The following is a 20,006-nucleotide window of genomic DNA, read 5'->3' as shown; positions in this document are numbered from 1 at the left end:
CGTGTCTCCTTTCCCTATTTTCGTTTTGCTACTGCTTTTTTTTCAGATTTTTAGCTGTATCAACAAAGCACCAGAAGTCAGTCTTTTTCATTTGACAGAAGAGTTTTAGCTGGCCTTTATAACGATGTTCAATGTGATACCAGATTGGATTTCCTGCAACTCGTTCAATATCGGCATGAGCAGCTGCATTTCGCAGATGGTAAAAAATACTCTTTAAAATGTTACTCTTCGCGTTATGGAACCAGATCAGATTTTGCTTGTTATCTGCAGTAGGTAGGGTTGATGTCGCCAGCTCTTTTTCAGTCGAGAAAGGCTGGATTTGTAGACTAAGTCCACTCTTTAACTTGCGATATCCTTTAACCTGGGTTGATAACAGTTCAGATGTTAGCCCCTGGTGCTGCTCGTAATAGAGCACCAATTTTTCATAGATGTCGGCTAACTCGGCGCGAGTCAATTTGTGGAGGTTAGAGTTTGACATTATCTGCTTAAGCCCTATTTCTTTAAGCAATAGCTGCTTTAAACATGGCTGCTTTTTCTGCTTCAGAGTTTCCATCCACTAAACGGAGATAAGTGCCCTGATAGCTTGAAAGGTGAAAATTTCCTAATACGAATGCAGTAGTTGAGACGACTTCTCCACCAATACTATCAAATCCTCTTGCCCCAAGATGGGTCATACTCAGGATAGTGTGTTGATTCAAAATTCGGGTACGCAATGACTCGTATGAAGAAAGGAACATCCAGCTTTGCATGGTGATCATCGCTACCACACCTGACTCTTTGGTTAAATCCAGATTTCGTTCGATAAAAATGGCAAACAGGTCTGACTTGCTATTAGGGAACTGCTTCTTAGCGAACTCTTTCAGATCCGCATTCATCCCCTTACTGCCCATGTACGGTGGATTTGCAATCACCGCATCATAGCGTTTAGCTAGTAGGCGAGCTTGTGCTAGCAGCGGTAATAGTTTTTTAGATTCAGGTCGTTGCATATTATCGCCATTTTTGCTGAGTTCCTGAATCGTGGAATAGAGCTCCTCAATAGCTGAGGCTTGTTCAGTAGATATACTAATTAAGGAACCCAGTGTTTTGGCATTAAGAAAACGCTGATGCAGGTCTTTTAGAAGCGTCAGACGGGGGTCATCTGTAGCTTGGGCTACTGTAAGTAGATCTTGAGTCTGGCCATGCTGCGCATCAGCATTGAGATTAAGTGCTTGCCAAAGTTTCTGAATGTTGAGGTGTCGACTTTCCTGTAGGGCGTAAATATTCAGGTCTATATCACAACCATTGTTACGAGAAAACAGACGACGATCATCCTGACGGGCACGCATTAGCAAAGCAAAACCCGCCAGCTGTGCAGCGCGGTCGTCGATATCGAGTCCAAAGAGGTTATTCTTAAGTATTAGCACTGGGATCTCGCGGCTCCGATAACCGCGTTCTTCATAAATTCGATAGAGCACATTATAGGCTTCCACCAGAATATGGCCGGACCCACAGGCTGGATCGAGTACGCGTATTGATTCAGGTTCGATGCTGGCGGTTGTAAGTTCAGCCAGTTGTGCCACTACCTCGGAAGCCTGCTCGCCGTGGTCGATATAGTAGGGCATCGTGCTTTTGAGTGTGGACTCAGGATAGGTTTGCAGCCAGTAACGTCCCACCGAGTTTTGCACCAGATATTGTACTATCCAGTTAGGCGTGAACAGCTGAGTAGCGGCAGGAATATCTGCGGATTTGACCACCTTACCAATGACCTGCTCTTTTTTCTCACTAATGTAAAATTGGTAAAGCCAGCCGATAACCTCTACTTGCTGCCAGTCAAGTTCTGGGATCTCATCTACCAGTTCGCGCCAGAAGGCATCAGTGCGGGTAAGGCCTGTAGGCAACAGGAGTTCTGTTTCATCATCAATGGCTTCAAACAAAAATGGCATTGCCTGATGCAGTCGGTGACATTGGCCGAGAAGTAGCTCACGGAAGAGAGTCTCCTGCTCATTACCTGCCAGTAACAAGTCCAACAGAGCGGGCTTATCCAAAGCCACACCTTCTGTTATCAGGGAATCGATCACCTCAGGGGCGCGATCCAACACTTCAAAACCCTGTGGCTGAGAAGGGTGTGATAGCAGACGTACACCGTGTTCTAAATATCCCTCTTCGCTTTTCAGCTCCATAAAGCGGATGGCACAGAAGCGGTTAAACCAAGTGTATGCGACATGCTCTATTAAAGTCTCATAACTATCGTTTGCAAGCTGTTGTTGCAGGCGCTTAAGGGCAGAGGCACAACTGGCTGGATGCGTAAATCCAGCAACTTGCAAAACTTCACCGCTAATTACCGGCTCAATATGGCCCTTGGCAGTGATTCCAAATTCAGCAGCGCGTGCTTTGATCGCTGTGATAAATGCTGTACGAGCCCGAGGGGCTATTTTTTTTAAATTGGCAGTGTTCATTAAGGCTCACAAATTGGTTTATCCGGGCGGTATCCCACCATTCAGAATACAATGTTGGATGAGTTGTAACTCACCAGAAAAAGAAATTATGCCGTAAGAGGTTCACTAAGAATGTGACGTAAACGCGCCAATAATATTTCACGACGTTTATGATAGAACGCCTCAAATCCAGCCAAAGTCTCTGGAAGTGAGTCGATTGCCTGTAAGTGAAGATGATTGGCTCGGGCAGCTGGCTCCGGCCACATTACTTCGTACCATTCATGCGGTAACTTCTCACGTTTTTCATTGTTCTGGCCCCCTTCTAACAACTGTAGGTTAGGTAGCCGGTTAGCCATGATCATCCACTCTTCAATCTGTGTTTCATCGGTCATCCCTATCTTTTTCAGTTGGCTTTTGGTAAAGCGAGCTCTAGGGAATATGTGATCAACATGGAAGTGATGGGAGAAGTCATGTCCCGGAAAGAGCAGAGATAGCAAGGCAAAAGTTCGACGGTTACCATAGTCGAGTTCAACCAACGACTGTAGCTCTTCTTCATCAAAGCGTAAGCTCTTGCCACGTTCTGTCATTGCAATCGATATTTCTATCAAAGGAAACTCTTGCTGACCATGTTCCTTGATCTTGCTTCGCAAGCTAGCCAGAAGCGTATCAAGACCACTTCCCCAAATACCGGATTGTTTAAGGATAGAGCGAATTAGCCAACCTCTGATCCCCTGCCTATCAGCAGCATACTCGCTACGGGATAGATAGCGGTTATCCAGATCTCGATGGTAGAGGTAATAGGCTATGGGGAGTAGGGCACTGTCTGCTCCCAGATTGTAACTGTTGAAGCCGAAACTGCTGAGTAAATTGACTGCAAGAAGTAAAGCTTTACGGATGCATTCCCAATTATCTTCCAGTTTGCGCATGTTCTCTTTGCTAAAGTTCTCGACTTTAAACCCAACGTTGCCGATATCACTCAGCATCAGACCTGCTTTGAGCACCAGGTCCTTGCTAAAGGAAAAACCATTACCTATTTGGTTCATTTCATCTACTAGCTTGTGAATCTCATCACGCGCATCCAGCGTGCTCCATTGCGTTACGGCGATGGAGAGCAGTAGATCTGAATAGGAGAGTGTTGTTCCGCCACTATTCATACGGATAAAGATATTGAGAACCTTGGATAGCTCCTGACCTTCTTCCAGGTAGTAACTGATCAAAGGTTTATTGTGAATGATGTCATGAAAACGGGAAATCACTTTACCTGCTGCTGGTTTGCGTTCATCTGGCATTTTCATTTCCATGACTGACATCATTACGTCATAGGCATTCATACCGAGAATACGGGAGACTAAAAACCAATGGTGTTGTTCATCGTTGTGGCTTGCCTCATCCTCACTCAAGAACTCGAACTCATAACGAGTTCCGCTGTCAGGGTCTGTGCATTCAAAAAGATTGAGATAGAGGCGACGTTCGATAAAGGCGTCTGCACTGGACCACCATTTACCCTGAGTTTTCCAACTATAGGAACCGCGTAACCCGATGTTTAGTGCCGTCATTCGCTGCTGGCCATCTAGAACCGCGATGCGATCATTTTCACCGATGATATCTAGTTTTTTACAGTGGACTTGATCACGCTGGTGGTAGTCACGCATAAAATCATAAAATTGATACTGACGCAGATTCTCAGTTTTAATTTTCCAAAACAGGAAGGTACCAAACGGGTAGCCTTGTAGTAGAGAGTCAAACAGCTGGCAGATTTGATCTGGCCGCCAGACAAATTCTCTCTGGATTGCAGGCAAAATATATTCATGCTGTTCAACTTTGTTCAGCAGCGTTTCGATGGTGCCACCGGTTTGGTACATGTTTTATCTCTTCCCGTATGGTTGTGTTCGAAGCACTCTTTACGCCCCTTTTGATGAGAAAAGGGGCCGAGCGTTTTACATCCTTGCTTTTGGGCGCAACACTATTTGATCCGCACTCGTTTACCCTGACCTATTGCCTGTTGTAAACGGCTGCGAAGTGTCGCGAGATAGGTGTCGATATCCTGCTCCGTTTCTATAAAGATATGGCTGGCACCGAGTAATTCTGCGGGTGAAACCAGTTCGATAGGTTTAGGAATTGGTTTGTGGCTAACCACTGTCGCAGCAGAGTTATTCGCAATAGTAGTTGGCGAGCCTGATGGATCCGGTTCTCGCAAAGTACCCGCATCGCTATTAGGCGGTTCAGCCGCTTTTTTCCGTGCTGCGGCTTGCTCCGCTTCCAGACGAGCTTGAAGTTCGGCGCTGTAGCGGTTGATCAGTTCTAAGACCTTATCTTCTTCATCATCAGCCTCTTGTTGCAGGCTAACAATCTCATGTAAGGATAAGCTGTTACTGACCCGTTCTTTTAACAGATTAAAGGGACGCATTGCCTGGTTTTGTAACTCAGCTGGTAAGTCAGCAACCAGCGGTGCAACACCTTGCTGGGTTGCATTAATCGCTTCCAAAGCCGCGGCACGTTTCTGTTCTACCAGTTGGAGGTTAATGGCGATGAGTTGATCAATTAACGATCCCACCTGGCGCAGTTTGCTATACGGGGATTTATCATCGTAGATAGCCTGCAGTGCAGATAATGCTTTAGCCGCTTCTGGGTTTTGCTCCAGTGCATGGCGATTGGATTTGAATTGATCGTTGAGGGCTCGACGCAACTGTTGCCAGATATCAAACTGACGAGTGAAAAACTCCTCGACTTCTTCAAAATCTTCGGCAAAATCCTGCCATTCGTTGCTCTGCTGGCAGAGTCCATCGATTAGGGCATAACTGTTGTTGCCCAGCTCAAGCAGGCTGGCGATCAATCGACTGCCGGTAAGCAGGGTGCTTTTGCCAGGGCAATTCCCATCTTTAGCTTTAAAATCAAATTCTTTAATTAACCGCTGCCACTCGCCTAGTACGTCAAGAAGCTTAGTCGCCAGCTCTTTTTCGCTGCTCTCGAAGGGTTTATTAAAAATATCTTTCGCCAGTTTAGCCGCTTTAGCTACTTGCTGTTCTGTATGCTGACGTACTCGACGAATACGCAGTGTGCTGTGGCTACGTACCGAGGTAAAATGTTCGTAGCTGCGTTTGAGGGGCAAATCACCATTCGGTGTAGATAGCGCAGCCTTACCAAGCAAGACCAGATGAGTCACCTGTAGCATTACTTCGTCACGGTTCCAGCCGAAGGGACGAGCACTGAATCGCTCTAACAATTCTTTAAGGTAGACCGGCTGATTTTTTTCATCTGCGACATTTAAAAAGAGTTCAATCTCCTTTTTTGCAGCAGCATTGGGGTCTTGTTCACCGAGATTTACATTTAGCTGTGCCATGTCATCGGCCATGATCACCGACTTCAGCTCTTGCACCGGGTTGTTACCACAGCTTTGTAGTAAAGAGAGCTTTTGGAATGAGTTTTCGATTACGTAGGCACAAGCTTCATCAAGCATATTGCTGACACTAGCCGATTTACTTTGCAGCTCATTACCGAGTGCGAATATCTGTGCTTGTTTCACCAGATCATCGAATAGTAATTTCAGACGGCTGCGACGCTGGGTGTTTTCGAGTGCTTTTTCTGCCAGCAATTTCTCTTGCTCAGGTCGTTTACCTCGTATCCCTGCCAGGAATTTCTCAGTTTTCAACCACGTATCAAATTCAGCCCAGATCCGCTTCTCACTCGACAGGCGTACCAGAATACAACCATTCCCTTCTTGGCTCAGTGCCTTGTAGGATTGTTCGTTATAACTGTCAAAATTGGCATCCAGTGGGGAAATGACTTTGAGCACCAGATCTGTTTGTTGGCTACCGTCTATAGAGTGGCCGTTACAAAAGCGAGTCAGAGGGTAATCCTGCTTGTTTACCGGATAGCGATACTGACGGCGATTGCCCATTACCTCTTCAAACACCAACCGGGCCAGCTGCCGGTTCTCTTCAGTTGCTTCAACCTGAGTGTGTTTGATCTCCTGCTCGACTTCTTTTTCTTCGTTAGTCAGGAATACGTACTCATCGCCATTTCTGACAATCAATAGCTGGTTTTCAAGACGCTGTAGACTGGCTTCGATTCGGCTTTTCAGTGCCACTTTATCGGTATCTATTTCTTCAATAGAGAGTGTGACCAGATTATCAATGGTGGATTTGACCAGATCGACATAGCGGATTAAAAACAGCGATTTAAGAATATTAATGTCGTAAGGATCGAGGCTTGCTTTCTCAGCCGCTTGTTCGAAGATGCGTTTAACGTTGGTATCGAGGAAAGATTCGATTGCCGGATAAAAGGCATGGAAAGGCACCAATACACCGATATCTTTGTTCATCTGCTGGCGTGCGGCATTCTGGAATGCATCCAGCAGAGAACGTTCACCACGGGAGAGATGTTTACCGGTAGCCCCCACTTTGCGGATTGCTTCGAAGACCTTTTGTACCAGCAGATACTGATAGGGGATAAAAGGGTAGTGATCAACAAACTCAACATTATCACTGTAGTTAGCAAGCTCAGCAGTGGTGCTGGTATCAAAGGTCAACTGGTTGCGAAGGATGTCGCCTTTTTGACTGAACAATTCTGCCAGGCAGTTTTTAGCGTCTTCACTTTTTTCGAGCAGACGTTTCTGTATTACCTCATTGGTATTGGACGAGGAAAGGGAAATCCTTGTGTGAAAACGCCCTTGGATCTTGGAGAAGTCCTGGCCTTTTTTAGCGCTAAGATCTCCTAGTACGGCATCGATATCTTCTTGTGAAGTGACGATTACCCAAGCTCTGCCTCCACAAGCGGTACCGATATTTTCTGTTATCGTCTGCAGTTTGAGCATCATCTGGGTGTTGTTGCCGATAAACTGTCCGACCTCATCTACCAGAAAGACCATGCGTTTACTGTCGCCAGATGGATCGCTACGATCGAGATACTCCCGCACCCATTTACAGAAGTTGGCAATGTCGAGAGTAAACATGGATTCGAGATTTTCCATACTCTGCACCGATGAGGCATCTGACTGGCCGGTAGCATAGGCCCAGGCTTTTGCCATTTCATCACGACAGAAACCATAGGCATCACGCTGTTCTTCCCAGCTTGAGCCCGTGAGTTCAGCAAATTTTGCTTTGAATGGCTCGTATTGGCCACGGGAATCTAACTCACGTTCCAGGTGTGCGATATGAGGATGGTCAGCGCAATATCCCAGGCGCTCATTGAAGACGCGCAAGAAAACTTTGAGAATGGCATCTTCTTTGTCTTCAGTATCTGCGCGGCTGTCGATATTAAAGAGAATTACTTCAGTATTGCGGTTAACTGCAGCGTGGATATCACCGTAAAGAAGGGGATCGCTGATTTTCTCTTTGAAAAACTCGATGGCAGCTTTTGTTTGGCCATTGTTAACAGCTTTCTTGTTATCGAGCAGGTAAGAGAGGATCTTTATAAAGTGAGATTTACCGGAACCGAAATAACCCGATACCCAAATCCCAATTTTACCCGCCACATTAGGATCATCTGGATGGCTGACACCAGGCAGGTAGGTCTCAAAAAAGTGACGAAGGTGGCGGTCAAGTTCACGGGTCACCACATACTCGTCAAGCTCAGTCCAGATGATTTGCTCATCCAGCTGTTCGGCTTTCACCACACCATTGATTGGGCGATCCAGTTGTTTGGTAAACAGCTCTCTTATCTGCATTAAAAATTCCGTCTCTATCATTCAGCGAGACTCTTCTGCTCGCTATAACGTGATGACTCTTTCGCGGCCAAGTTAGTGGTTTGAATTCTCTCAAAAAACAAGCTACGGCAGCAGTTTAAATTTCAGTACTTAGATGCGTGAGGCACCAGTTGGAAAGCTCGGTAGTAGTTGGCTGTTGCCACTTCTGCGCTGTCCAGATCAAAAGGATAAAGTTCGAGGCCGTTGTAACTGCCCGGATAAAACAATACCAATGGTATTGCCCCCATATGGGCATGTAATGCATTAAGCAAACTATGACCACGTAGCAATGGCCAGCATTGGCCAAGACCTGATAACAATACAAATTGAGGCGAGGCCGGAAGCACTTTATCTATCAGATGCTTAGCAATTCGACCTTGTTCAAGAGGTCCTTTAAGTGCTTTGGCTAGCTCATCGGTACCTTTTTTGCGTTCCAGATCAAAAGCTTTATCTAACAATTTACGCTCTTGCAAAATTGCCAGTACCTCTTCGAACAGATTGAGATGAGCGAAATTCAGCCCCTGCCGAGCCAGGCGAGGCAGAGTCAATCTCAGATATTCCCGTACGGTAAGTTCAAATTGAGGTGGGTAATCAAAGATATAAAAACCGATCTCACCACCGAGCTCTTGGTTCTTCAGGAAGCCTTCACTTTTAAGCCGGTCTTCGATTTGTTCCAGACGAGCTGACAATTGCGGCTTACTGTCCAGTTTCGCTCTCATCTGACGGACTCCATCACATCGTAGACTTTTTGGCAGTCGAGACTGTTTGCCCACTCTCTTATCTGGGGTAGTAGGAAGACATTTTTCAGCTTTTTACTGCGGCCTGATTCCAGATACCCGCTATCTGCGAGGATTTTAAATACATTGTTGCCCATTTTCTGGATTGAGCTTTCGGAATATTGATCCAAGCCGACAATGGCACGCTGGCGGGATAGAATAAATTCCTGCCAGTCTTCGCTGCGCAATGATTCACGAAACATCTGTCGGGCATCAGACAGTGTCGTTGCCATGAAATCGGTCAGCACTGGGGATTGGCACATTGTCGCCATTAGCAACATTTGTCTGGCTGCATCATCAGGGGCCTTTAGTAGCTCAGTCCAGAATGCCTCACCCATCGGTTGAATTCTTTTACGCAGGGTTGAAGCCATGCGTTTAACACTGTGCACTGAGATCTTCTGCAGCACATTGTCATTTACAATAGCATTATGCCATTGATCATCATTTGGTGAGGATATCAGCAGCTCCGCGATGACTCTGCTCTCACGCAACATCAGGCTGCCACCAATGATGTCACCCAGATATTCTTTGGCGGTCATAATGGCTCCACGGTCAGGGTTTAAAAACTCCGTTATGATACGCGAAATTGGAGCATATGGCCTTATGACAAAACACATTTTGCCTTTGCTATCGACCAGCGTGATTTTTCCGCTTCAGAGGCGCAATATAAATTACCACGGATATTGCCGCACACTTGGAGGTGTAGCGATCATAAGGGGCTGTAAGGGCATCGCTCAGACCACCGTTACCTTCGAGAGCGAGAAAGGATTTGGCAAACATATTCTAGGCTCCAGCCAGCCAACACGCAGGCGTAAGCCGTCCCTGAATGGCAGACAGACGCCATGCAGTTGAATGGTTTAAAGGGTTTGAGAGGGTGATAGTGCTGCGGTTGTCACACTATAGAGTTCTAGCGTAAAAACAGTCAGACATCTCGGCATTTATCAACTCGTCCAACGCTCCTCTGAAATTTGCGGGATCGGTTTAGTTTCAGGTGGGGGCGCTGAGGCCCCCGATTTATCGTACTCAGGATTGTGCGGTGTAATAGACGAAAGCCAGCTTGTTGCCATCGGGGGCTCTAACATAAGCGCTGTAGAAACCTTCGCCGTAATGCGGGCGCAGGCCAGGTCCTCCCTCGTCCGTGCCGCCGTGGTCTAAAGCGAGCGCGTGAAGCTGCTGAATGTGTTCGGCAGAACGCGCAATCAGGGCGACCATCACACCATTTCCGGTCGTGGCATCCTGTTTATCAAAAGGTCTGCCGATACCCAGTGCCGTCGTGTTATTACCGTTGAATACGCCCCACCATGCGACGTTCTCATTCCTGCCGCCACGGGGATACCCCAGCATCTCCATCAGCGGATCGTAGAATGTAATGGCGTGTGGCAGGTCGTTGGTTCCAAGCATAATGTAAGAAAACATCGGCTTTCCTGAATAGATTCAGAGGGAGTGTAGATAATCAGTTCAAATCACTCGTCCGCTTTATGAGCCCAGGCTGGCATTGCCGTCAGATAATGTTTTGCACGCTTATGTGCTTCCTCCGGGCTGATTTTTTGCCAGGAATCAAGGAAGCTGGCTAAACCTGAAACCGCTTCTTCCCATGGTTTGAGATTGCCGTTGCTATCGCTGCAGTACGCACAATATTGATCACTGGCACTGTGTGCATCGGGTGCCGACATAGGCATTCCGCAAGCCTGGCAGAACTGTTCATGTTGTGACATATGATGCTCCTTATGGTGATATCCTGATTAATAAACATACTGAATATGTATTGTGCAGGTGATGCATCAGATCAAAGCAAAGGCGAAGCCCCGGTATCTCCGGTCAGAAATACCGGGAACCTGTTGTTACCTGGCGATGAGCGCGAACACGCCCCAGCCAAAGTATTCCCGCGCGTACGTTACGTGGCGTTTCGGCGAGATGTTTAGCTCGGCCCTGACTTCGGCGGCGAAGTCGTCGCCAGGATTGGCTTCCAGCCAGCGGCGCATGGTCAGCCATTTCGCGGCCTCATACCGGTCCCAGCCTTCCTGGTCCGCCAGTACCATTTCCACCACGTCGTAGCCGAGGTCGTCAAACGCGCTGACAAGCCCTGGAAGCGTCAGGAAATCGCTTGTCGAGCTGACGCCGCAGGCCTGGGCTATCTCGTCCGTTGCCGGAAGCTGACGCCAGTAAGGTTCACCGATGAGCATGATCCCGCCCGGTTTAAGGCTCTGCGCCAGCAGTTCGACTGTCCCGGCAAAGCCTCCGGCAATCCAGGTCGCGCCGACGCAGGCTGCCACGTCACATTTTTCATTGGCGACGTAACCCGCCGCATCATCATGAATAAAATGTACGCGTTCGCTGACGCCGAGTTCTTCCGCGCGGTGTATGGCCTGCGCGGTGAAGAGCGAACTCATGTCGATGCCAGTCCCCGTAATGCCATGATCCCGGGCCCAGGTGCAGAGCATCTCGCCCGAGCCGCTGCCGAGGTCCAGAATGCGGGTCTCCGGTTTCATACGCAGCACGCGACCCAGCGTGGCGTACTTCTCTTCGGTAAACGGGTTGTGGATGCGGTGTTCGCTTTCACTGATGGTAAAAATACGTGGGATATCCAATTTGGAATTCCTTTTATTGCGTTGAGTATTAAGAGGGTGTTTCTCTGAGATATTTGCTTTTTCAGCCAGCAGAACAAACAGCTTCCTTTCGAATGTCTCGCTGACTGGCCAGTCGTGGCTTTCAAGAGGAGGAAGCAGGGCAAACCCGGCATTGTCGAGCAGGCTGACGTACTCGTCATCGCGCCAGGCCGTCATCTGGCTGCCGAAACGGGTGGTTTGGCCGTTTGCCTCTATGGCCCAGAACTGCGTTGAGCTGGTCTGTGCTTCCTCATCCCAGCCATGTTCCGTCAGCAGTAGGTGAGGGACGCCCAGAAACAACCCGTCCGGACAGCGTTGCCAGCTCGGTTCAGCCATTCCCTGACGTTTAACTTCGTCGAAAGTATGGACTTCAGTGAGCAGCCTTCCACCCGGCTCCAGCCACAGCGCGCATCGGCTGACGAGCGAGCGCGCATCTGCCGTGCTAAATACATTCAGTTCCCCGAACGTCATCATGATGAAATCGAACGATTTATCCGGCCAGTATGCGCGGATATCCTGCTGGACATAGTCGATATTCAATCCGGCATTCTGCGCCTGCTGACGAGCCCAGTTCACAGATGCCGGTGAGAAATCCACGCCGGTGCAGTGAAATCCACGCTCTGCTAAGCGGTGGGTGTAAAAGCCGGGACCGCAGCCGAGATCGAGAATACGTGCGCCTGGGGGTAATAGGCTGGCGATCCAATTCACCTGCCGCTCAATGACCTCCTGCCTGCGGCTGGCCCAGTCGTGATCCTGCGACAAATGGTTCGCGAGCATGCGCTGGCTAAAGGCCGGTTCGTCCCAGGGAATTTTGCTCTCCTCCGCCGACAGTTGAATGTGTCGGGATGAGGAAATAAGGGTGCTGATATCCATTATGCTCTCCTTAGCGGTTATCAAGCTGAGCGCGAACGTTATTCAGCCCGGTGGTGTTGATGCGGTAGGGCTGACCATTGACGGACTTGATAAGTTTTTTGGTTTTGATTTTTTTGAAGACGGCGAGCGTGCAGTCGGTCAGCAACAGCCCTTCGCGGCTGTAGCATTCAACGGAAGTGACGCGGCCTGAAGAATCGCGGACGTGCGCAATACGTCCACCTTTAGCGAGAACGTGTAAGGTACGTTGTTCCTGACGGGATAAATTCATACTGAAGAACCTGTTTAATCATCATGTGCAAAACGTGCAAACACACGGCAGTGTCCGCATTCGATTTCGGCGCATTGATAATCAGTCCGGCCTGAAAAGGTCGGTAAGCTGATTATCGGATGATTACATTCTCCAGCATCAAAGCCTCGGGTAGAGTTGAAAGGTATTTACGGAGCGAATAATAACACGTGGTTTTAGCAGGGATATGTTTCAGTAGAAAAAGTGTGATGTACTTCGGAAATCGAACGCCAGCTCATTTACTGAAAAAAGGCAGGTGCACTGACGAATGCAGGTTTTAGTACCCCTTATATGGCCTCATTGGCTTTTCCCCTCCGGAGGTTATTCTCCTTTTGTTAAATCCAGAACATAAATATGCTCACCCTCTTCGATGCCTGAAAAATGAAAGCCAGTCCTGATAAGTAATTTTATTGAAGAGGTATTTTCCGGATCTACACCGGCTTTGATGAGTGGAAAACCGTTCCCTTTAATCCAGTCGATCGCGGCGGTAATTGCTTCAATTGCATATCCCTGACGAGCATAAGCGGGGCTGATGGTATAGCCGAGCCAAAATACATCGCATTACTGACGTAAATAGATATCACCAATCAAAACCTCCGTCAGTTTGTTGATGATGGCCAATTGTATGCCACGATCAAGTGTAAGGACACCCAGCAATGCTGCTTCATAGGCCCTTTTTGTTAGCCCCTTAAACCCCTGATATTTCATCTACTCAGCATCATTGCGATACACCATAAAACTATCAATGTCGTGTGGCTGAAATGGTCGAATGATGCATCTTGGCGATCTTATTTGCATAAGACTTCCTGTTTAATGATTCTCCTGCCACAGTCTCTGCGACTATAAGAGTTACCGCCTGACGCTACGCCCGACGGCTACTCTCTGACTATGTCCGGTGCGTCGCCGCTTTCATACACAACACGAAAACTGTCAGTTTAATGTTCAACCCTCATCGGCATAGAACACAAACGCCAGCTTATTGCCATCCGGATCGCGTACATAAGCACTATGGAATCCTTGTCCGTACTGCGGCCTGTGATCCGGCGCACCCTCATCCGCGCCTCCCAGACTAAGGGCAAGCTCATGCAACTGACTGATATGTTCAATAGAACGGGCGTTCAGCGCCACCATCGTGCCATTACCAACCCCGGCGGGCTGCCTGTCAAAGGGCCTGCCGACGCACAATCCGATGGTATGGTTATCGCTGAACGTCCCCCAGGATGCGCCTTCTTCATTCCGGCCTGCCTTAGGATGCCCAAGCAATTCCATCAACGGATCGTAGAATCGGATGGCGCGTGGTAGATCGTTAGTACCCAGCATCACATAAGAAAACATAAACCCTCCTTACTCACTTTTGTATTATTGTTCCTGACAGCCTGACGGTGATTCTAACTGGCTCTGATGCTGCCCACGCAGTTTAAGCAGGCGGGAAACTGATATGATGACGGCTATACCGGCCAGCAGCGCCGCGCAGTGGAAAGCAATCCTGCCGCCAGCATGGAAGTAAACCCAGCGGGTTATTTCAATGCTAAGAGCAATTATGCCGAGCGCCAGAATATTCAGCGTGGCAGAAACGGTGCCTTTTGGCAGGTTATGAGAAAAGAGCGTAAAGCGAAACAGCACCGGATAGAGCAGTCCAATACCCAGGGCATAAAAGCTCGTTCCCAGTACTGACCATAGCCAGACGTGTGGCCATAGCAGGTTACCGACCAGCAAAGCCAGCAAGCCAGCAAACTGTATCGGGACTGTACCCCAGATAAAACGCGGTGAAGTCGGGTCTTTGATAAAATTCGCTACGATCGCACTGGCGATAATGATCCCACTAAACACGGGCACCTGTGTCCAGGCATAGGTACCGGGAGACATACCCCCGTGCTCAATCAGGATCACGGGGGAGAGCGCTACCCAGGTGATGATAGGCAGGTTACCAAAAGCGACTGCCAGTGAGCCGGTCAGCACCACTGGATGGCGAAATGCCGCGATGAAATCTGACAGCACTTCACCCGGTTTGAATTCTCTTCCCTGAGATATAACTGTTTCCGGCATTTTGAACAGTAGTAAGAACCATGCTACCAGACCAAACACACCGATGATGGCAAAGAGCAGTTTCCAGTGAATGAACGCCATCAGCGCAGCGCCGGCCACCGGCCCGATAACTGGGGCGAGCAGAACAATGGAGGTCAGCGCAGCCATGATCCTGATGGAATCTTTTTCATCAAAGGCCTCCTGTATTGATACATAACCAACGGTGGAGATAAAACAGATGCTGGTGCCCTGAATAAAGCGGGCGACGAAGTATTGTTCGATCGAGGTGACAAACAGCATGCTCAGGCAGGCTAAGGCAAAGATCATTGCACCCGTGAGCAGGACCGGGCGGCGGCCAATCCTGTCGGAGAGTGGCCCCAGGAGCCACTGTAGCGCCAGTCCGCCTGCCATATACAAACTGACTGATGCTGGAGCCAGCGTAACATCCGCCTGTAACTCATTTATAATGTTAATGACGCCCGGCTGAATAAGGTCCGTTGTCAGGTAGGCTGAAAAATCGTAGATGATCATCGCCAGTGGAAATAATAGCACGCTGCCATACCTGCCAATGCGTCCCGAAAATGGCTTCATAAACGGGTTCTCCGTTTTTTATTATTGAATGATTATTATCAACTTAGATCGTGCAGGTCCTTATCCATCGCAGGAGTCAGTCTGAGATCAAGAAATTCTACCTCCAACCCCTTGCGCTGAGGTGTACAACACATGATGCCCGTTTTTACAGGGCCTGTAGGGAAATGGCATAAGCGAAGTAATGGCCAGTGCTGTCCATCTGAGGAGTACTGCAGTCGTAACGCATCTTTTTTACGGGTCAGACGCAGCCAGAATTCCTTCGGATCCCCAGGAAAGAGTCCTGTAGCCCAGTCGGAATTTCTCATCGTGAGTACACTCCCGATTGCAGGTGCTCCATCGTTAAATTCGATGCCAGCTTTGAGCCAGTGCTGTTCGTCAGAGAGCATCATAATTCCGGCCTGGTCATAGAGTGTGGTGAAGTCTGCGCGGATCCTGACCTGAAAAGTAAAATCACCTGTTACATCAGTAGCGTAGATGTGGCCGGTAAAACGCTCAAACCCGTACCAGGTACGGTACCAGAAATCAGTATGCTCATCTGTGATTACTGACAGGGCGTTATTTTCGTAGCACCATACGGCGGGCTCATTGATCCATTCAAACTTGCAACTCATCATTGTTCTCCTGTCATGCGGAACGGAGCATGACGATATTTAAAATGTCAGTTCCATCTCATACTGGCATAACGGTTCAGCCTGATAACCCGCCGCAGTAAATAATGGTGCCAGCGTTTCTGGGATCGCGGCTGATGTACCTATGCCAGGCCATCTGGCATTGATTTTCTGAAGCATTCTTTTAGCCCGTCCCTGGTAACGATACACCGGTTCCACAAACAAACAGCGGAGCTGAGGTTGTCCCATGAACTCCGCGACAGCACACCATGCATGTTCGTTATCCCTGAGGATGTCGCAGGGAATAGACAAGAGCTGCAGGGGGCTGGCCAGCCAGGGAAGATCATCATCTGGTGCAGACCAGACGGTACGCAGGAAGTCATTAGCAGTCTTGGATTCCATATCTCCTGAAGGTATTTCCGGACGAGACTGTGGATCTCCCCGGTATTTGCACAGATGTCGGCGAACCTGAAAACCGAGCGCGTGATAGAGAGCGATTGCCCGGGTATTTTCGCGCATCACTTCCAGCCTCACGCTGGATAACTTTTTCTCTTTTAAGGAGGTAAACAGAGGAGTAAGCATCTGTTTTGCCAGTCCTTGGCTCCGGTACTCAGGCAACACACCAAATGCTGCCAGACGCGCTTTGTCCATTCTGCGGGTTACGATGGCTATTGCCGCCGGGTTATCATTGACCAGCCAGACAAACGAGTCTTCAAGGCTGAGTCCTTCGGAAATGAAACGTGAAGCAAACATTTCCGGTGGCAACGCAAATGGTGTCAATGATTCATTAAAGCTGTCTGCAAGAATACGGCACAGCTCAGTAATGCTGCATTCAAGGGCTGATACCGGAATTACGGTCATTGATAAAGCTCTCCATTGCGATTACCGGGAGCTACAGGGGAAAATATGCTCCCTGTTTTCTCAGACAGTGAAGCTGATTTCTACAGAGCGGGCACTGCGATCGCCCTCACCATGGTAAACAGCTTCGATGTTGTTACCGTCCGGATCCAGAACAAAAGCGGCATAGTATCCGGGATGATAGGTGCGTTCGGCAGGTGCGCCGTTATCACGTCCGCCATGATTTAGTGCTGCGTGGTAAAACGCGTTCACCGATTCACGGTCTGCGGCCTGAAAGGCCAGATGGTGCCGTCCTGTAGGCACCCCGCCAGACTCCGAACTTTTTACCGACGAAATGACCAGTTCGTCAGCCCAGATATAATCGTCATCGGTAATAACCATGGGGATCTTAAGTTCCGCCAGAACAGCAATGTAAAATGCTTTGCTTGCGGCAAAGTTGTTTACCACGAGCTGGATATGGTCGATAAGTCTGCCACGATGTAGCGTATAGTTATCCATGATTCGTTTCCTTTTTCAGACTCCGTCGGTCAGGTCTATACCTGTGAAACTCAACAGATGCACAAATCTACGTAATGCTTGTGTTGTTGAAAAAAAATACGTTAAGTTTTGTGCTTTGTACCCGACAGGTATCAGAAAATCATTCCAGATTTGGTCTTTGTACAGGAATTGCTATTCCGTTATTCGCTTATGACCAGGCTCTCAATTGCCAGTTGTAATATAACGAGCAGGGATGAGATAAGAGCAAGCCATTTTACGGGGCGTAGTTTACGTTCAGGTATAGAGAGCGTGTGGAGTATGGCATGACGCTTCATTTTATTGAGTGGCATGCTGCCTCCTGAAAAAGAGCCGCCTGCACGGGCTGCTACACAATGAAAAAAGAATCATTCCACAAACAAGGCACTTATGAGCAAGGTTAGTTGCCCCGGTGCTAACGTAACGGTTAAGGCGGTAAGAACAAGCCACTAGCGGCTAAACGTTTTCCTTCCGAGTTGACAGTTTCCTGCTTGAGAGCTGTTCGTTTGTTAGCCAAAACAGGTTAACGGATAAAATCAGTATATCCATAATAAATAAATGGTTGTTTAGCATTTATTTAAATAATGCCTTCCGAATAATACGCACTAAAATAATAAACAAGCTAGGACTATCCAGTACTGCTAATTGATAGGCGCTCATGAGAACTGGAGAGATAATTGCTTCTGATTAGCCATCAATGCAATTACATCCTGGTCGGGGGATTCCCGGGGGTTAAGTAGCGTGATTAACCACCATAAATATTGATTGAACTCATTTACCTAAAAAGCGCCATTTTGATAGTCTCGACTTATCTCGTTGAACATCTACAGGATTGTAGCGTTGGAAATCTTTTTTTAACCCGCTGAAAAATATCTCTTAAATATTTTTCATACACAAACATTCATGGTCCGTTCAGTACGGATCCGATTTTGTATGGGTTAAAAAAGGTACGTTATGAAAGTTACATGGACCGTCACGCCTGTGGGGTATCAGCGCATCGCGAAACGATGCCCTTCATGCAACATTAAACGGGACTTCATGCCGTCAGGTGCATTTCGGGTTAATTCGCAAAAGAAGGTGCTGGACGTGTGGAGTATCTATAAATGCACACACTGTGATTACACTTGGAATATCTACCTGTTTTCGCGTCTGCACGTCAGCAAAATTGACCGCCAGCTTTATCATCGGCTAATGACAAACGATGCCGCCACGGTTCAACATTTTGCCTGTGATATCGCGACGCTGAAGCGGAACAACGCCGAGCTATCGGGTCGGCCTGATTTTACCGTTCAGGAGCGCTGGCAGTTAAGCATCTCCGCCCACCAGCGGGTTCGCGTTAGTGTCAGGATCTCCCGTTCATTTCAGGTAAGTCTGCTGTCGATTTTGAAGCAGCAGCTCATGCTTAGCGCTGGTGAGATTCAGAGAAGGGTGAAAGCAGGGCAGATCGGTGGCGTTACGATGAAGATGCTTAAATCGAGAAAGCTGAAGGCAGCGGAATATGAATTCCAGCTGTCTACGGAAACGTTATATGCCCGGCGCAGGATTGTTCTGACACGTCGTTAAAAAATAAGAAGCTCACCCTATGAAATAAACGTCAGTATGGCAGCCGTTCTACATAACAACGGATAGGCCAGGGATAGGGTGGGCTTCTGTTTTTCAGCTTCTGAATTGAGAACTTTAGTGAATGGGGTGATAGAGGATATCGCTTGAATTGTGCCGAGTCTGAATGGTGTTTTAAGGATTGGGGTATTGGCAAAAGCGTAGCTTAATTGAATGGGTTCTATCATTGGCCGCGCGAATCCGTAATGCGCTGCTGTAACCATAATTCGACTTCGCTTTGCTTCCAGCGGGAACTGCGGCCCAGCTTAATTGGTCTCGGAAACAGACCATCTTTTATCAGCTTGTAAAACCATTTATCTGTCAGCCCCGTTAGCTTCGTGATGAACCGCATATCCACCAGTTGATCATCGAGCAAAGAAATATGTTCTGTCATGATGCTGTCTTCCATTGTGGGATTAGCCCGAGTTGGTGGGTGATTGCTCGTTACCACCAGCCCTTCCACATCAATGGATTGATACGTAAAAAAGTGCAGAACGTGAGTTATACCGCGCGAGGACGCCCCAGTCCGCTGGGCGACGGTACCTCACTGGCTCCGTAGTGATAGTGACCGTGCTTTTGTTCTTCTTTGGCAAGGTAGCTGATGATGTAGCGCAGGTTATGGATGGCTTCGGTATCACCGTAGTTCACCGGCTTATCAATATTGACTTCATAAGTGGGTTTGTACTCGCAGCGGTTGTAATAGCCTTCTCGTTGCGTTATTTCCCGCCATATTGTTCCAACTCTCTCAGCTATTGGGTAGGTAGCCTGGTTAAGGTGCCTGTCGAGATAGAACACGATATGGACATGGCACCCGTGATCTACAGAGTTCTCGAGTACCCAGAAATACCCTGCCAGTTTTGTGTGCTGCAGGGTGCGTTCAACCAGCATACGTACTTCTTGCTCGGTATCGTTCCATGAATGACGTTTATAACGCTCTGTACCTTTCTGATAGAACAGGTCGAGTCTGAGTGCCTGTATTCGGGAGTATCGGTTCAGTAGCTGATTCAGGTGGTCATTGAGTAGAGACAGTAGAAACCAGTTCATCGTGTACCTGGAATTAAAAGGGTAAGGTGTGTGCATTGATTTATCCTTTGTCAGGTGGAGTACAAAGGATTGGGATAAGATGTAATTTTTAAGAGAAGCGGGGATGCAGCAGATAAAGGAAAGTGTGTAT

Annotated in this window: 19 protein-coding genes and 1 pseudogene; 1 reads left to right on the top strand and 19 read right to left on the bottom strand. The window is 48.1% G+C overall.

Features of this window, described 5'->3' with window-relative positions; translation table 11 throughout:
- Positions 1–28: 28 nt before the first annotated feature.
- From CU081_RS00940 to CU081_RS00850, 17 genes and pseudogenes are all read right to left on the bottom strand, one after another.
- A complete protein-coding gene (locus CU081_RS00940) occupies positions 29–478 on the bottom strand; it encodes a hypothetical protein (protein WP_123839382.1) in 450 nt (149 codons plus the stop codon).
- 22 nt (positions 479–500) lie between these two features.
- The gene (gene pglX / locus CU081_RS00935; RefSeq protein ID WP_058647527.1) at positions 501–2,435 is read right to left on the bottom strand and encodes a BREX-1 system adenine-specific DNA-methyltransferase PglX; all 1,935 of its coding nucleotides are present in this window, start codon (positions 2,433–2,435) and stop codon (positions 501–503) included.
- A gap of 86 nt (positions 2,436–2,521) precedes the next feature.
- On the bottom strand, positions 2,522–4,276 hold the full coding sequence (locus CU081_RS00930; RefSeq protein WP_039268697.1) for a DUF262 domain-containing protein: 1,755 nt from the start codon (positions 4,274–4,276) through the stop codon (positions 2,522–2,524).
- 101 nt (positions 4,277–4,377) lie between these two features.
- Entirely contained in the window at positions 4,378–8,079 is a 3,702-nt protein-coding gene (gene brxC / locus CU081_RS00925; RefSeq protein WP_039268698.1) for a BREX system P-loop protein BrxC, read from the bottom strand.
- Positions 8,080–8,201: 122 nt separating this feature from the next.
- Positions 8,202–8,816 (bottom strand): DUF1788 domain-containing protein, encoded by a 615-nt coding sequence (locus CU081_RS00920; RefSeq protein ID WP_001201808.1) that lies wholly within the window; start codon positions 8,814–8,816, stop codon positions 8,202–8,204.
- Positions 8,813–9,412: a DUF1819 family protein gene (locus tag CU081_RS00915; RefSeq protein ID WP_039268699.1), complete on the bottom strand. Its 600-nt coding sequence runs from the start codon at positions 9,410–9,412 to the stop codon at positions 8,813–8,815. Before CU081_RS00915 ends, CU081_RS00920 begins: the two co-directional genes overlap by 4 nt.
- A 160-nt stretch (positions 9,413–9,572) precedes the next feature.
- Positions 9,573–9,653, bottom strand: a pseudogene (locus CU081_RS26805) (putative zinc ribbon protein); the annotation flags it as partial.
- A gap of 243 nt (positions 9,654–9,896) precedes the next feature.
- Entirely contained in the window at positions 9,897–10,289 is a 393-nt protein-coding gene (locus tag CU081_RS00905) for a VOC family protein (RefSeq protein ID WP_039268700.1), read from the bottom strand.
- Between the two features lie 47 nt (positions 10,290–10,336).
- Positions 10,337–10,546, bottom strand: a complete 210-nt coding sequence (locus tag CU081_RS00900; protein ID WP_252771158.1) for a zinc ribbon domain-containing protein — start codon at positions 10,544–10,546, stop codon at positions 10,337–10,339.
- 168 nt (positions 10,547–10,714) lie between these two features.
- Positions 10,715–12,352, bottom strand: coding sequence for a class I SAM-dependent methyltransferase (locus CU081_RS00895; RefSeq protein ID WP_039268702.1), 1,638 nt, complete (start codon positions 12,350–12,352; stop codon positions 10,715–10,717).
- A gap of 10 nt (positions 12,353–12,362) precedes the next feature.
- Positions 12,363–12,620 (bottom strand): YjhX family toxin, encoded by a 258-nt coding sequence (locus tag CU081_RS00890; protein ID WP_039268703.1) that lies wholly within the window; start codon positions 12,618–12,620, stop codon positions 12,363–12,365.
- Positions 12,621–12,959: 339 nt separating this feature from the next.
- Entirely contained in the window at positions 12,960–13,130 is a 171-nt protein-coding gene (locus CU081_RS26410; RefSeq protein WP_230020111.1) for a GNAT family N-acetyltransferase, read from the bottom strand.
- Positions 13,131–13,580: 450 nt separating this feature from the next.
- Positions 13,581–13,973, bottom strand: a complete 393-nt coding sequence (locus CU081_RS00870; RefSeq protein WP_039268704.1) for a VOC family protein — start codon at positions 13,971–13,973, stop codon at positions 13,581–13,583.
- Between the two features lie 24 nt (positions 13,974–13,997).
- Positions 13,998–15,254 (bottom strand): multidrug efflux MFS transporter MdtM, encoded by a 1,257-nt coding sequence (locus tag CU081_RS00865; protein ID WP_039268705.1) that lies wholly within the window; start codon positions 15,252–15,254, stop codon positions 13,998–14,000.
- 38 nt (positions 15,255–15,292) lie between these two features.
- Positions 15,293–15,865, bottom strand: a complete 573-nt coding sequence (locus tag CU081_RS00860) for a DUF1349 domain-containing protein (RefSeq protein ID WP_039268706.1) — start codon at positions 15,863–15,865, stop codon at positions 15,293–15,295.
- A 39-nt stretch (positions 15,866–15,904) separates the two neighbouring features.
- Positions 15,905–16,723, bottom strand: coding sequence for a GNAT family N-acetyltransferase (locus tag CU081_RS00855; RefSeq protein ID WP_039268707.1), 819 nt, complete (start codon positions 16,721–16,723; stop codon positions 15,905–15,907).
- Positions 16,724–16,783: 60 nt separating this feature from the next.
- Complete coding sequence (locus CU081_RS00850) at positions 16,784–17,218, bottom strand: VOC family protein (protein ID WP_039268708.1); 435 nt, start codon at positions 17,216–17,218, stop codon at positions 16,784–16,786.
- Positions 17,219–18,187: 969 nt separating this feature from the next.
- On the opposite strand from CU081_RS00850, the gene CU081_RS00845 reads away from it, so the two are divergent.
- Entirely contained in the window at positions 18,188–18,796 is a 609-nt protein-coding gene (locus CU081_RS00845) for a DUF1062 domain-containing protein (protein ID WP_039268709.1), read from the top strand.
- A gap of 220 nt (positions 18,797–19,016) precedes the next feature.
- On the opposite strand, the gene CU081_RS00840 is transcribed toward CU081_RS00845, so the two are convergent.
- Both CU081_RS00840 and CU081_RS00835 read right to left on the bottom strand, forming a co-directional pair.
- Positions 19,017–19,226, bottom strand: coding sequence for a helix-turn-helix transcriptional regulator (locus tag CU081_RS00840; RefSeq protein ID WP_021571980.1), 210 nt, complete (start codon positions 19,224–19,226; stop codon positions 19,017–19,019).
- Between the two features lie 107 nt (positions 19,227–19,333).
- Positions 19,334–19,912, bottom strand: coding sequence for a YagK/YfjJ domain-containing protein (locus CU081_RS00835; protein WP_039268710.1), 579 nt, complete (start codon positions 19,910–19,912; stop codon positions 19,334–19,336).
- Positions 19,913–20,006 lie beyond the last annotated feature (94 nt).

The sequence above is a fragment of the Enterobacter sp. CRENT-193 genome, assembly GCF_002787395.1.
GTDB classification, from domain to species: Bacteria; Pseudomonadota; Gammaproteobacteria; order Enterobacterales; family Enterobacteriaceae; genus Enterobacter; species Enterobacter hormaechei_C.
Note: the sequence above shows the minus strand (reverse complement) of the source record. Positions and strands in the feature narration are given on the sequence as shown.

Excerpts from the sequence above, each read along its gene's own strand:
- CU081_RS00855 (WP_039268707.1), bottom strand. The coding sequence starts at position 16,723 with ATGACCGTAATTCCGGTATCAGCCCTTGAATGCAGCATTACTGAGCTG.
- CU081_RS00895 (WP_039268702.1), bottom strand. The coding sequence starts at position 12,352 with ATGGATATCAGCACCCTTATTTCCTCATCCCGACACATTCAACTGTCG.
- CU081_RS00905 (WP_039268700.1), bottom strand. The coding sequence starts at position 10,289 with ATGTTTTCTTACATTATGCTTGGAACCAACGACCTGCCACACGCCATT.
- CU081_RS00900 (WP_252771158.1), bottom strand. The coding sequence starts at position 10,546 with ATGTCGGCACCCGATGCACACAGTGCCAGTGATCAATATTGTGCGTAC.
- CU081_RS00850 (WP_039268708.1), bottom strand. The coding sequence starts at position 17,218 with ATGGATAACTATACGCTACATCGTGGCAGACTTATCGACCATATCCAG.
- CU081_RS00930 (WP_039268697.1), bottom strand. The coding sequence starts at position 4,276 with ATGTACCAAACCGGTGGCACCATCGAAACGCTGCTGAACAAAGTTGAA.
- brxC (WP_039268698.1), bottom strand. The coding sequence starts at position 8,079 with ATGCAGATAAGAGAGCTGTTTACCAAACAACTGGATCGCCCAATCAAT.
- CU081_RS00870 (WP_039268704.1), bottom strand. The coding sequence starts at position 13,973 with ATGTTTTCTTATGTGATGCTGGGTACTAACGATCTACCACGCGCCATC.
- CU081_RS00835 (WP_039268710.1), bottom strand. The coding sequence starts at position 19,912 with ATGCACACACCTTACCCTTTTAATTCCAGGTACACGATGAACTGGTTT.
- CU081_RS00845 (WP_039268709.1), top strand. The coding sequence starts at position 18,188 with ATGAAAGTTACATGGACCGTCACGCCTGTGGGGTATCAGCGCATCGCG.
- CU081_RS00865 (WP_039268705.1), bottom strand. The coding sequence starts at position 15,254 with ATGAAGCCATTTTCGGGACGCATTGGCAGGTATGGCAGCGTGCTATTA.
- CU081_RS00920 (WP_001201808.1), bottom strand. The coding sequence starts at position 8,816 with ATGAGAGCGAAACTGGACAGTAAGCCGCAATTGTCAGCTCGTCTGGAA.
- CU081_RS00860 (WP_039268706.1), bottom strand. The coding sequence starts at position 15,865 with ATGAGTTGCAAGTTTGAATGGATCAATGAGCCCGCCGTATGGTGCTAC.
- CU081_RS00890 (WP_039268703.1), bottom strand. The coding sequence starts at position 12,620 with ATGAATTTATCCCGTCAGGAACAACGTACCTTACACGTTCTCGCTAAA.
- CU081_RS00840 (WP_021571980.1), bottom strand. The coding sequence starts at position 19,226 with ATGACAGAACATATTTCTTTGCTCGATGATCAACTGGTGGATATGCGG.
- CU081_RS00915 (WP_039268699.1), bottom strand. The coding sequence starts at position 9,412 with ATGACCGCCAAAGAATATCTGGGTGACATCATTGGTGGCAGCCTGATG.
- pglX (WP_058647527.1), bottom strand. The coding sequence starts at position 2,435 with ATGAACACTGCCAATTTAAAAAAAATAGCCCCTCGGGCTCGTACAGCA.
- CU081_RS00940 (WP_123839382.1), bottom strand. The coding sequence starts at position 478 with ATGTCAAACTCTAACCTCCACAAATTGACTCGCGCCGAGTTAGCCGAC.